The 12428-nt window shown below is 71.1% G+C and carries 12 protein-coding genes; 7 read left to right on the top strand and 5 right to left on the bottom strand.

Annotated features, from left to right (window positions below; all coding sequences use genetic code 11):
• Position 1: 1 nt before the first annotated feature.
• Both ACFPQ9_RS31470 and ACFPQ9_RS31475 read right to left on the bottom strand, forming a co-directional pair.
• On the bottom strand, positions 2 to 730 hold the full coding sequence (locus ACFPQ9_RS31470) for a lysophospholipid acyltransferase family protein (RefSeq protein WP_380860996.1): 729 nt from the start codon (positions 728 to 730) through the stop codon (positions 2 to 4).
• Between the two features lie 199 nt (positions 731 to 929).
• The gene (locus ACFPQ9_RS31475) at positions 930 to 1346 is read right to left on the bottom strand and encodes a DUF4395 domain-containing protein (RefSeq protein WP_380860999.1); all 417 of its coding nucleotides are present in this window, start codon (positions 1344 to 1346) and stop codon (positions 930 to 932) included.
• Positions 1347 to 1423: 77 nt separating this feature from the next.
• On the opposite strand from ACFPQ9_RS31475, the gene ACFPQ9_RS31480 reads away from it, so the two are divergent.
• The 4 genes from ACFPQ9_RS31480 to ACFPQ9_RS31495 all read left to right on the top strand — a co-directional run bounded on the left by ACFPQ9_RS31480 (position 1424) and on the right by ACFPQ9_RS31495 (position 4622).
• Entirely contained in the window at positions 1424 to 1837 is a 414-nt protein-coding gene (locus ACFPQ9_RS31480) for a TlpA family protein disulfide reductase (RefSeq protein ID WP_380861002.1), read from the top strand.
• Between the two features lie 230 nt (positions 1838 to 2067).
• A complete protein-coding gene (locus tag ACFPQ9_RS31485; RefSeq protein ID WP_380861005.1) occupies positions 2068 to 2577 on the top strand; it encodes a flavin reductase family protein in 510 nt (169 codons plus the stop codon).
• A 242-nt stretch (positions 2578 to 2819) separates the two neighbouring features.
• Complete coding sequence (locus ACFPQ9_RS31490; RefSeq protein ID WP_380861008.1) at positions 2820 to 3608, top strand: electron transfer flavoprotein subunit beta/FixA family protein; 789 nt, start codon at positions 2820 to 2822, stop codon at positions 3606 to 3608.
• A 51-nt stretch (positions 3609 to 3659) separates the two neighbouring features.
• Positions 3660 to 4622 carry an electron transfer flavoprotein subunit alpha/FixB family protein gene (locus tag ACFPQ9_RS31495; RefSeq protein WP_380861011.1) on the top strand — a complete coding sequence of 321 codons (963 nt, stop codon included), beginning with the start codon at positions 3660 to 3662 and terminating at the stop codon, positions 4620 to 4622.
• Between the two features lie 67 nt (positions 4623 to 4689).
• Here the strand turns inward: ACFPQ9_RS31495 and ACFPQ9_RS31500 are convergent, their stop codons facing one another.
• Positions 4690 to 5598 carry an endonuclease/exonuclease/phosphatase family protein gene (locus ACFPQ9_RS31500; protein WP_380861014.1) on the bottom strand — a complete coding sequence of 303 codons (909 nt, stop codon included), beginning with the start codon at positions 5596 to 5598 and terminating at the stop codon, positions 4690 to 4692.
• Positions 5599 to 5804: 206 nt separating this feature from the next.
• On the opposite strand from ACFPQ9_RS31500, the gene ACFPQ9_RS31505 reads away from it, so the two are divergent.
• Together ACFPQ9_RS31505 and ACFPQ9_RS31510 are read left to right on the top strand one after the other, a co-directional pair.
• Positions 5805 to 7109 carry a DUF6986 family protein gene (locus tag ACFPQ9_RS31505; protein ID WP_380861017.1) on the top strand — a complete coding sequence of 435 codons (1305 nt, stop codon included), beginning with the start codon at positions 5805 to 5807 and terminating at the stop codon, positions 7107 to 7109.
• Between the two features lie 94 nt (positions 7110 to 7203).
• Positions 7204 to 9147 (top strand): serine/threonine-protein kinase, encoded by a 1944-nt coding sequence (locus ACFPQ9_RS31510; RefSeq protein WP_380861020.1) that lies wholly within the window; start codon positions 7204 to 7206, stop codon positions 9145 to 9147.
• Here the strand turns inward: ACFPQ9_RS31510 and ACFPQ9_RS31515 are convergent.
• Entirely contained in the window at positions 9093 to 9902 is an 810-nt protein-coding gene (locus tag ACFPQ9_RS31515; RefSeq protein WP_380861023.1) for a hypothetical protein, read from the bottom strand. The genes ACFPQ9_RS31510 and ACFPQ9_RS31515 overlap by 55 nt on opposite strands.
• 7 nt (positions 9903 to 9909) lie before the next feature.
• Entirely contained in the window at positions 9910 to 11007 is a 1098-nt protein-coding gene (locus ACFPQ9_RS31520; RefSeq protein ID WP_380861026.1) for a LacI family DNA-binding transcriptional regulator, read from the bottom strand.
• A gap of 169 nt (positions 11008 to 11176) precedes the next feature.
• On the opposite strand from ACFPQ9_RS31520, the gene ACFPQ9_RS31525 reads away from it, so the two are divergent.
• Complete coding sequence (locus ACFPQ9_RS31525) at positions 11177 to 12130, top strand: ROK family protein (protein ID WP_380861029.1); 954 nt, start codon at positions 11177 to 11179, stop codon at positions 12128 to 12130.
• Positions 12131 to 12428: the final 298 nt, after the last annotated feature.

A 12428-nucleotide genomic window follows, 5' to 3' on the forward strand; every position in this document is an offset into this window, starting at 1 on the left:
GTCAGTGCGCCTCGGCCGCGCGTACCTGCTCGGGGGTGGGGGCCGTGCCGCCGAGGTGGGCCGGCATCCACCAGGTGTCGGAGGCGTCCTTGGGGCGTACGGGGTAGGCGCGCTGAGCGGCCTCCAGGAGCTCCTGGACGCGTTCGCGCAGCTGGCGGGTGATGGCGCCGGCGTACTTGTCCTTGGATGCCTCGAGCGCCTCGCCGACCCGGATGGTGATCGGGGTGTGACTGCGCTTGAAGTTGCGCGGGTGCCCCTTGGTCCACAGGCGCTGGGTGCCCCAGACGGCCATCGGGATCAGCGGGACGCCCGCCTCCTGGGCCAGCCGGGCGGCGCCCGACTTGAAGCTCTTCAGCGTGAACGACTGCGAGATCGTGGCCTCCGGGAAGACCCCGACGATCTCGCCGGAGCGCAGCGAGTCCAGCGCGTGCGCGTAGGCCGCCTCACCCTGCTTGCGGTCCACCGGGATGTGCTTCATACCGCGCATCAGCGGACCGGAGATCCGGTGCCGGAACACGGACTCCTTCGCCATGAAGCGCACGAGTCTCTTCTGCGGGAGAGCCGCCAGGCCGTTGAAGACGAAGTCCAGATAGCTGATGTGGTTGCTCACCAGCACGGCGCCGCCCGAGCGCGGAATGTTCTCCGACCCCTTGCAGTCGATCTTGAGGTCCCACGCCTTGAACAGGGTCTGGGCGAAACCGACGACGGGACGGTAGACAAGCTCTGCCATGGACGGGGTGGACCCTTCCTTCTCTGCCTGGGAAGGAGGCTCCCAGAGGCTCCCGGTTGGGGAAGTTACGCAGCCGTAGGTTTACGGCTTGTCGCAGATCGTGCCCCAAGAACGCCCGAGGGCCAAGCCCAAGTGGCGGGGAGCGGCGAGATCCTCGTCACGTCGCCCCCTTGATCCACCTCGGATTTTGGCGTCGCCTTTACCCGGCGCGCACCGTCAGGCGCCGCACGAGCAGATACATCTCGCAGCCCAGGCAGTAGCCGAAGACGGCGTTCAGGAAGGCGGCCGCGAGCGCGGCCCCGGTGGCGGCGAGCCCCAGCCAGTCCGGGCCGAAGGCGTACCCGACCAGCCCGAGTCCGGCGAAGACCAGCCCCACGGCCTGCGCGAACCGCGGCGGCTCCGGTGCCTCGAACGCGGTCGGCGGCCCGATCCGTGGACGCACGGCCGTGCGGAAGAGCCAGCCGTAGGGCGAACGGCCCACCCCGCCCGCCGCGCCCAGCGCGAACGCCAGCGTCTGCCAGGCCAGCAGCCAGGCGCTCCCGGTGACCAGAACGACCGCCAGCACCACGGTCGTCACGGCCGCCCCGAAGCGCGGCCCCCTCACATCGATGTCCATGAATCAAGCATTCCGCAAGGGAAAGGCTTACGGGGAGTCGGGAATCTTTGCAGTCTCGTGAACGCTTGAGCAGGGTGATGACCGGACTTGTGGTGTGTGTGGCGGTGCTCGTGGCGGCGAGCGTCTACGGAGTGCTGCAGCGGCGGCGGAGCGGGAGAGTAAGGGTGCGCGGGCGCGACGACGGAAAGCGGCTCGGCGCGGCCGAGTTGGGCGGGGAGCTGGGGGAGCGCGCCACCCTCCTGCAGTTCTCCAGCGCCTTCTGCGCCCCCTGCCGGGCCACCAGGCGTGTGCTGGGCGAGGTGGCCGGCATGGTCCCGGGCGTGCGGCACGTCGAGCTCGACGCCGAGGACAATCTGGACCTCGTACGCCGGCTCGACATCCTCAAGACCCCGACCGTGCTGGTCCTCGACGCCGACGGCAACGTGGTGCGGCGGGCCACCGGACAGCCCCGCAAGGCGGACGTGATCGCCGCTCTGGGGGAGGCGGTCTGAGGGGGCGTGACATCGAGGCGACACCGAGGGATACCGAGGGTGAGTCATCTCCCACATCCCGGAACGTACTTGACTGTGCGCACCACCTATCGTCAGCCTGACCGTATGCCTGAGGAACTCCTTCTCTTCGGACGGGCCCATGTCGATCTGGCCCGTACCGCGAGCGCGTGCTGTCCGAGCCGTTGAACGGCCATCGATCCGCACGCCCTCTCTCGCAGAAGGACAACTCCATGACGGTCGTCCCCGGCCTCGGTGCCCCTCGGCTCGCCTCTCCCGACCTGCTCCGGTCCGTCTTCCGCCGGCATGCCGCCGGGGTGGCAGTGATCACCGCCCGCGGTGAGTCGGGCCCGGTCGGCTTCACCGCCACGTCCCTCACCTCGGTCTCCGCCGAGCCCCCGATGCTCTCCTTCGGTGTCGGCACGGGAGCCTCCAGCTGGCCCGCGATATCCGTGACGGAACACGTGGGCGTCCACCTCCTCGGCGAGCACCAGGAGGACCTGGCCGCCACCTTCGCCCGCAGCGGCGCCGACCGCTTCGGCCCGGCCACGGCATGGCGCGAGGGTCCCGAGGGTGTCCCCCTTCTCGACGGCGTGCCCGCGTGGATGGTGTGCCGGGTCGTGACGCGCGTGCCGGCCGGCGATCACCGCATCGTGCTGGCGGAGGTCGTCCTCGGCGACCCGAGTGGTCCGGGGCGTCCGTTGGTCTACCACCAGGGCCGGTTCAACGGGCTGCGTGACTGACCTCACTGAACGTATGTGACCGAACCCGCCTTCCGAGGTTCTGCGAAGCCGTCGATTTCCGATTACGCTGCGTTGCAAAGGTCACAGTTCAAAGCGCTTGCTTAGCGGGCACGAACTGGGTGTACTGACGAGTAATATTTCGCTCGGAGCGCGGGTCGCCCCGATCGGGATCAGCCGCTTGGGGCGCCTATGCTGCCTGCAAGTAGGCAGCAGAGAAATGTCGACGCAGTAGGAGAGCCGGCGTGAGCTTGAGGATCGTTGTCACTGTGAAGTACGTGCCCGACGCCACTGGCGACCGGCACTTCGCCGATGACCTGACCGTCGACCGGGACGACGTGGACGGTCTGCTCTCCGAGCTCGACGAGTACGCGGTCGAGCAGGCGCTGCAGATCTCCGAGAACTCCGACGACGACGTGGAGATCACCGTCCTGACGGTGGGCCCCGAGGACGCCAAGGACGCGCTGCGCAAGGCGCTGTCCATGGGCGCCGACAAGGCGATCCACGTCGAGGACGACGACCTGCACGGCACCGACGCCCTGGGCACCTCGCTGGTGCTGGCCAAGGCGATCGAGAAGGCCGGCTACGACCTGGTGATCTCCGGCATGGCCTCCACCGACGGCACCATGGGCGTCGTTCCGGCCCTGCTGGCCGAGCGCCTGGGCGTCCCGCAGGTCACCCTGCTGTCCGAGGTCTCCGTCGAGGACGGCACCGTCAAGGGCCGCCGGGACGGCGACGCTGCCTCCGAGCAGCTCGAGGCCTCCCTGCCGGCCGTCGTGTCGGTCACCGACCAGTCGGGCGAGGCGCGTTACCCCTCCTTCAAGGGCATCATGGCCGCCAAGAAGAAGCCGGTCGAGTCCTGGGACCTCTCCGACCTGGAGATCGACGCCGAGGAGGTCGGCCTGGAGGGTGCCTGGACCGCCGTGGACGCCGCGAACGAGCGTCCGGCCCGCACCGCCGGCACGATCGTCAAGGACGAGGGCGAGGGCGGCAAGCAGCTCGCCGAGTTCCTCGCGAGCCAGAAGTTCATCTGAGCCCGCCTTCGCTGACCGCCCCTCAACTTCGTTACGCAGGAGAGCAATCCCATGGCTGAAGTTCTCGTCTACGTCGATCACGTGGACGGTGCCGTCCGCAAGCCCACCCTGGAGCTGCTGACCCTGGCCCGCCGCGTCGGCGAGCCGGTCGCCGTCGCGCTGGGCAACGGCGCCGCCGGTACCGCCGCCACGCTCGCCGAGCACGGCGCGGCTCGGGTCCTCACCCACGAGGCCGCCGAGTACGCCGACTACCTGGTCGTGCCGAAGGTCGACGCCCTCCAGGCCGCCGTCGAGGCCGTCTCCCCGGCCGCAGTGCTGGTGCCGTCCTCCGCCGAGGGCAAGGAGATCGCCGCGCGTCTGGCGCTGCGCATCGGCTCCGGCATCATCACCGACGCCGTCGACCTCGAGGCCGGCGACGAGGGCCCGGTGGCCACCCAGTCGGTGTTCGCCGCGTCCTTCACCACCAAGTCCCGTGTCTCCAAGGGCACCCCGGTCATCACGGTCAAGCCCAACAGCGCCGCCGTGGAGGCCGCCCCGGCCGCCGGCGCGGTCGAGGCCCTCGCGGTGACCTTCTCCGCCCAGGCCACCGGCACCAAGGTGACCGCGCGCACGCCGCGTGAGTCGACCGGGCGTCCGGAGCTCACCGAGGCCGCGATCGTGGTCTCCGGTGGCCGTGGCGTCAACGGCGCCGAGAACTTCTCGATCATCGAGGCCCTCGCCGACTCCCTCGGCGCGGCCGTCGGTGCCTCGCGTGCCGCCGTGGACGCGGGCTGGTACCCGCACACCAACCAGGTCGGCCAGACCGGTAAGTCGGTCTCGCCGCAGCTGTACATCGCCTCCGGTATCTCCGGCGCGATCCAGCACCGTGCCGGCATGCAGACCTCGAAGACGATCGTGGCGATCAACAAGGACGCCGAGGCCCCGATCTTCGAGCTGGTCGACTACGGCGTCGTCGGCGACCTCTTCGACGTCGTCCCGGCCCTGACCGAGGAGATCAAGACCCGCAAGGGCTGATCCCGCGGATCCCGAACGGGCGCATCGAGGCCCCCGTGACCGACATGACGGTCACGGGGGCCTCGTCTCATCCCAGACTCAGGGCCGCCTGCACGGGCAGATGGTCGCTCGGGAACTGGCCGTCGGCGGAGAAGATGTTGATCGTCGCACGGTGCGCGGTGCCCCCCGGCGTGGCGAGGATCCAGTCGATGCGGTCGCCGTTCGGCGTCAGCGGCTTGTAGCCGTGGAAGGTGCCGTACAGATCGCTGCGCTCACGTGCGATGTCCCAGGTGTCGACGAGACCGGCGCCGAGCAGGGTGTCGTACACCGCGTTCTTGTGGGCGGCGACATTGAAGTCCCCGGTCACCACGACCGGCAGCGAGCGGTCGAACCCGGCGATCCGCTCCGCGATGAGCGCGGCGCCGCGCTCGCGCGCGTACTGGCTGACATGGTCGAAGTGAGTGTTGAGGGCGTAGAACTCCCGCCCGTCGTCGGCCAGATCGCGGAAGCGGACCCAGGTGACCATACGGGCGAAGGCCGCGCCCCAGGTGTTGGAGCCGATCACGTCCGGGGTGTCGGAGAGCCAGAAGTGGTCGTACTCGGTCGGGCGCAGTCGGTGGGAGTCGTAGAAGATCGCCATCGACTCGTCGCGGCTGCCGTGCAGCCGGCCGGTGCCCACCCAGTCGTAGCGCGGGCCGAGGTCGGCGTCGATGTCGAGCAGCTGAGAGAAGATCCCTTCCTGGGTGCCGAGGACGTGCGGGGCCTCACGGCGCAGCAGCTCGCGCATCACCGGTCTGCGCACGGTCCAGCTGTTGGGCTCCGTGGTGCTCGCGAAGCGCAGGTTGAAGGACATGACCCGGAGGTGCCGGACGGGCGGGCGCTCGCCCGCCGAGGCGGAGGACGTGGGCAGTGCTGTACTGGAGAAGGGCGCGGTGACCGCGGCGGCCAGTGCGGCTTTCAGGCCCAGACGGCGCGTGACTCGGCTGTGGTTCGGCACTTGGTGCTCCTTCGGTGGGAACGGCCGGACGAGTCGTGCGAGGCGTGCGTATGGAAGTGTGATACCGCGTCCTGAGATGGGCGTGAACATGACGAGATGGTGGGGTGACTCCCCGTGGACATGGTGTTGACCATCCGGAAGGTCCCCGGATAACTTCATTATACGGATTGTTGATTCCGTAGATCGGAAAACAGGAGGGTGTGGGCATGGGTCAGGGCCAGCAGGAGAACGTGGCGACGAGCCTCGCGGGCGCCATCAGCGAGGAGATCAGCGCCTCCCTCGCGCCGGTCGACGCAGAGCTGGAGCGCCGTTACCCCGGCGACCCCGGCACCCGTCAGCCCGTCCACACCGTCTATGTACCCGGCGACGTCTTCGCCGCCGACACCATCCGCTCCTGGGGCGATCAGGCCCTCGCGGCCCTCGACGAACACGCCCCCGACGCGGCCTCCTTCGCCGCCGTGCTCGGTCTGTCCGACGAACTCGCCGAGCCGGTGTACTCCCGGGTCCGCGCCAAGCTGGAGCGCGAGCCCATCGAGGACCTGCGCGTCGACTTCGAGGACGGCTACGGCCCCCGCCCCGACGCCGAGGAGGACGAGGCGGCGGCCCGCGCGGCGCGCCTGATCGCCGAGGCGTACGAGAGCGGCACCGCGGCCCCGTACATGGGCATCCGCATGAAGTGCATGGAGGCGCCGGTACGCGACCGGGGCATCCGCACCCTCGACATCTTCCTCACCGGCCTGATGGAGGCCGGCGGCCTGCCCGACGGGCTGGTCCTCACGCTGCCCAAGGTGACCTACCCCGAGCAGGTCACCGCCATGGTGCGGCTGCTGGAGGCGTTCGAGAAGGCGCACCGGCTCGACCCCGGGCGGATCGGCTTCGAGATCCAGATCGAGACCAGCCAGTCCATCCTCGCCGCCGACGGCACCGCGAGCGTCGCCCGGATGATCCAGGCCGCCGAGGGCCGCGCCACCGGCCTGCACTACGGCACCTTCGACTACAGCGCCTGCCTCGGCGTCTCCGCCGCCTACCAGGCCAGCGACCACCCGGCCGCCGACCACGCCAAGGCGATCATGCAGGTCGCGGCCGCCGGCACCGGCGTACGCGTCTCGGACGGCTCCACCAACGTGTTGCCGGTCGGCCCGACGGCGAAGGTCCACGACGCCTGGCGCCTGCACTACGGCCTCACCCGCCGCGCCCTGGCCCGCGCCTACTACCAGGGCTGGGACATGCACCCCGGCCACATCCCCACCCGCTACGCGGCCGTCTTCGCCTTCTACCGTGAAGGTTTCGAGCAGGCCGCGGCCCGCCTCGCCCGCTACGCCAACCGGGCCGGCGGCGACGTCATGGACGAGCCCGCGACCGCAAAGGCCCTGAGCGGCTACCTGCTGCGCGGCCTGGACTGCGGCGCTCTCGACATCGGCGAGGCCGCCCGGCTCACCGGACTGACCCGTGCCGACCTGGAGGGGTTTGCGGCACCGCGACGCGGTGACCTCACGGTCTCCACCAAGTAGCGGCCCGGTCACAGCGGTTTCCACCGACTGGTGTTGTCACCCGCGCCCCGTAGTCTGTACGGACGCAACGACGGTCCACAGGAACGGGGCAACGGTGTCTTCGGGGGAGAACGGACAGGCGGACGAGACCGGCCGCCTGCTGGCGGGGCGCTATCGCGTCGTCGCCCAACTCGGGCGCGGCGGCATGGGCGTGGTCTGGCGGGCCGTCGACGAGGTCCTGGGCCGCGAGGTCGCCGTCAAGGAACTGCGCACCTACTCGGACGCGGACGGACCCGAACTCGCGGATCTGCGGCTGCGCATGCAGCGCGAGGCCCGCGCGGCGGCCCGGGTCCGGCATCCGGGTGTGGTGGCCGTCCATGACGTCACCGAGGTCGAAGGACGCCCGCTCATCGTCATGGAGCTGGTCGACGGCCCCTCCCTGGAAGCCGTGTTGCGCGACCGCGGCACGCTGGACGCACGGGAGGCCGCCGGGATCGGCGCCAAGGTCATGGACGCCCTGGCCGCCGCCCACAAGGCGGGCGTCCTGCACCGCGATGTCAAGCCGGGCAACATCCTCCTCGAAACCTCCGGCCGGGTCGTCCTCACCGACTTCGGCATCGCCACGATGGACGACCCGGGCGACGGCTCGGCCACCCACCTGACCCGCACCGGCCATCTGGTCGGCTCCCTGGACTACCTGGCCCCCGAGCGCGCCCAGGGCGCCGAACCGGGCGCGTCCTCGGACGTCTGGGCCCTGGGTGCCACGCTGTACGCGGCCGTGGAGGGCGCCGCCCCCTTCCGCCGTACGTCGACCTTCTCCACGCTCACCGCGATCGTCACCGAGCCCCTGCCCGAACCCGCCAACGCGGGCCCGCTCGGCCCCGTCCTGCTGCGGCTGATGGACAAGCGGCCGGAGTCCCGGCCCGAGGCCGACGAAGCGCGCGGACTCCTCCAGGCGGTCGCGGACTCCGGCGACGACGTCCCGACGGCGGCACTGCGGGGACCGGCGGACACCGGGCCCGGGGACACGGAGCGCAGCGTCCCGGCGGTGCCGCCCGGCTTCGGGCCCACGACACCGGTGAGCCCGTCCGGACCGACGCCTGCGGGGCAGCCGTACGGCGGCCGAGGCAGCGACACCCCGGTGCAGGGCGTGCCCGCGTCGAACCTCCCCGGGGCCCCCGTCTTCGGAACGCCGGCCCAGCACGCGCAGGGACCGGCGACCCGCCAGGACGCCGGACCGGGCCCGTCCACCCCGCACCCGTACGGCTACGGGAACTCCGCCCCGCCCCAGGACCCGGACTCCACCGGCCCGATGGTCACCTCGTCCGGTACGCCCGCCAGGCGCAAGGGCCGTGCCCTGCTCGCCGCCGTGGCCGTCACCGTCGTCCTCGCGGCGGCCGGCGTCACCGTCGCCCTGGTGAACAACATGGGCGACGCCAAGAACGAGGCCCGGGACAACTCCTCGGTCGCCGCCGCGCACGGCACGTCCGCCCCGGCGAACGGCAGCTCCGACCCCGACCGCTCGGGCGACTCCGGCCTGACCGAGAAGGACAAGGACGAGAAGTCGCCCGACGCGACCAAGTCCCCGAGCCGATCCGCGGACGCCGAGCCCTCGGACCGGCCGACCACCTCCTCACCGACCAAGACCTCGGGCGGGGGCGGCACCAACGACGGCAGCACGGGCGGCGGTTCCGGCGACGGCGGCACCACGGGCGGCGGAGGAACGACGGGCGGCGGTGGCACCACCGGCGGAGGAGGGGGCGGCAGCACACCGACGCCTTCCTGCTTCTCCATCGGCGGCGGCAAGTACAACTGCAAGGTCTGGAAGCAGGCCAAGTCGTACACCGCCGGTGGTGCCGAGGCAGGCGTCCTGAACGCAGGCACCAACTATTTCTACTGCCAGCAGAACCTGGGCCGCCGTGAGACGTACGGCGAGTGGACCAACGTCTGGTGGGCCAAGACGGACGACGACAGCGGCAACACCGATGTCTTCGTCAGCGACGTCTACATCGAGGGCGGGAACAACGACGAACCGGTGCCCGGACTGCCGGTCTGCTGAGGTCGGCCCGGCTGAACCCGGAGGTACCCCTCCAGCCCGGAGGCCGTCACCAGCTTCTCCTCCGCGAACAGCCGGGTACCCCGCTCGCACAGCTCCGCATCGGCACGCGCCCGAGCGCAGAACTCCTCGGGAGTGACACCGAAGAGATCCCTCAACCGGGCCGATCCCACGAGGAGTTCGGTGAGCAACGCGCGCTCGCCGGGGTGGGTGCGCGGCGCGCCGGTGCCGTCGTGCAGGACGCCATGGCGGTTGACGTACGCGAAGGCGCCCGGGAGCACGGTGCCGTCCGCCAGCTCGATCCGCACGTCGGGCGCGGGCAGCCAGGCACGGCCGTAGTGCCCGTTCCGCATCGGCACACCCTCGCTCGCGTCGATCACGGCGAGCTGCTCGTCGTCGAGCCAGGTGAGGAACAACTCCCTTACGTGTCCCGGGGCATGGAACGGCGACGCGGACACGTACCCCATGAAGCTCACATGCGCGGACACGCCGACGTCGAGGCCGGTCACCCGCGCCTTCACCATCGGCAGCGGCGAGACGATGCCGAACCCGGCCATTTTGTGCCGCAGTTGGCCGGGGCAGGCATTGGAGCCGACCGCGAGGACGGGCACGCGGTCCTCGTACACCAGACGTTCCGGTGGCAGCAGCCGGTCACCGTCGAGGAGCCCGGAGTCCGAGGGCCAGGCGCCCGGGTAGAGCAGCGGATGATCGCGCGGTGCCTCGGCCAGACCGAGCGTCTCCAGGCTGCGGGCATCCATTCGCGCCTCAGTTCTGCGGTGCCAGTTCGCCCGAGCCGCGGGTGATCAGCCTTGTCGGCAGCTCGATGCGTTCCGGGGTGACCAGGGTGCCGTCCAGCTGCCGGAACAGCCGCTCGGCGGCGGTACGGCCGAGGGCCGCGGCGTCCTGGGCGACGACGGTGACGCCGGGCTGGAGCAGATCGGCGAGCTCGATGTCGTCGAATCCCACCAGGGCGACGGGGCGGGGCTGCTCGGCGAGGACCCGGATGACAGTGACCGTCACCCGGTTGTTGCCCGTGAAGATGGCGGTGACGGGGGAGGGCCCGGTGAGCATCTCCTCGGCCGCCCGGCGCACCCGCTCCGGATCGGTCACCCCGAGGGACATCCAGGAGTCCTCCACCGGTATGCCCGCGTCCTCCATGGCGGCCCGATAACCACGCAGCCGCTCTGCGGCCGTATGAATACGGGGCATGTCACCGATGAAGCCGATCCGGCGGTGGCCGTGGGCGATGAGGTGGGCGACGCCGTCGCGGGCACCGCCGTGGTTGTCCGCGAGGACGCAGTCCGCGTCGATGTTCCCCGCCGGACGGTCGACGAACACGGTGGCCACGCCCGCCTTGAGCTCGGGCTCCAGATACCGGTGGTCGTCACCGGCCGGAATGATCACCAGCCCGTCCACCCGCCGTGCGCACAGCGCCAGCGCCAGCTCCTGCTCGCGGTCCGGGTCCTCGGCGCTGGATCCGTTGATCAGCAGGGCCCCGTGCGCCCGGGCGACCTCCTCGACCGCGCGGCTCAGCGGCCCGTAGAAAGGGTCCGCGAGATCCTCCAGGACCAGGCCGATGCTCGCCGTACGGCCCTTGCGCAGCACCCGCGCGCTGTCGTTGCGGCGAAAGCCCAGGGCGTCGATGGCCTCCTGGACGCGCCGCTCCGTCTCCGGGGTGACACCGGGCTCACCATTGACCACGCGCGAGACGGTCTTCAGGCCGACTCCGGCACGCGCGGCGACGTCCTTCATGGTGGGACGGTTGCCGTAGCGGTTCTCGGGCGCGCGGTCGGATCGGCGGATGGTCTCGGGCACGATGCGCTGTCCTGTCCTGTCGTCGTCCACGGGGGATGCGTCGTCCATGGGTTTGTATGAGGATGTGGCGTCGAGCATAGAGCCTGGACAACGTTGTCAGATCCAGGAGACACTGTCCACCGCAATCTCCGGCCTGCGTCCCCACCGCGAGACCGGCTCTTCCAGTTCCCGTGGATGACGGGGAGTTCCGAATGGTTGACGGGGAGAACTGACACTGATGCACACCGACCTCGTGGCTGCGCTCGACATCGGCGGCACCAAGATCGCCGGAGCGCTGGTGGACGGCCACGGCACGATCGTGGCCCGGGCCCAGCGCGCCACGCCGGCGCGGGAGGACGGCGAGACGGTGATGCGGGCCGTCGAGGAGGTCGTCGGCGAACTCACCGAGTCGCCCCTCTGGGAGCATGCCTCGGCCCTGGGCATCGGCAGCGCGGGCCCGGTGGACGCCTCCGCGGGCACCGTGAGCCCGGTGAACGTGCCCGGCTGGCGCGACTATCCGCTGGTCCGGCGAGTCCGCGAGGCGGCACACGGCCTGCCCGTCGAGCTGATCGGCGACGGGGTGGCCATCACGGCGGCCGAGCACTGGCAGGGCGCCGCGCGAGGCCATGACAACGCGCTGTGCATGGTCGTCTCCACCGGAGTCGGCGGCGGTCTGGTGCTGAACGGCCGACTGCACCCCGGCCCCACCGGAAACGCCGGCCACATCGGCCACATCAGCGTCGACCTGGACGGCGACGAGTGCCCGTGCGGTTCCCGCGGCTGCGTGGAGCGCATCGCGAGTGGCCCCAACATCGCCCGTCGGGCCATGGAGAACGGCTGGCTGCCGGGCCCGGACGGCGACACGTCCGCCGCGGCCGTGGCCGCCTCCGCACAGGATGGCGACCCGGTCGCCGTGGCCTCCTTCGAGCGGGCCGCGCAGGCCCTGGCCGCCGGGATCGCGGCCACCGCGACCCTCGTGGAGATCGACATCGCGGTGATCGGCGGGGGAGTCGGCAAGGCGGGCGACGTCCTGTTCACCCCCCTCCGCAAGGCCCTGACCAACTACGCCACCCTGTCCTTCGTCCAGCGCCTGACGATCGTGCCCGCACAGATGGGCACGGACGCGGGGCTGGTGGGCGCCGCCGCGGCCGCGCTCGCACGGAAGGCGGACGCGACAGCGGCAGGGGTGTGAGGCCGCCGGAACGTTCACTCACCGGCGCGAGCCCCCAAATACCCACAGCACCCGTGTACGTCGGCTGCGACTCCGTCGTGGCTGGTCGCGCAGTTCCCCGCGCCCTTGAAGGACGCGTTGCGGTGGGTCCGTCAGGATGTGACCGCAACCGTCGCGCAGTTCGCCCCTGGGGGGCAGTCGCCCGGCGCCACGAGTCGGCCGCGTACGGCGGCAAGGGGACGTGCCGGGGGGGGGGTGTCCGCCCGCAGCGGCGGGCGTCAAGAAACGGCACCCTCCTGAGAAGGTCAACCGCCCGACC

It is taken from the genome of Streptomyces coerulescens, from assembly GCF_042657965.1.
Classification (GTDB): domain Bacteria; phylum Actinomycetota; class Actinomycetes; order Streptomycetales; family Streptomycetaceae; genus Streptomyces; species Streptomyces coerulescens.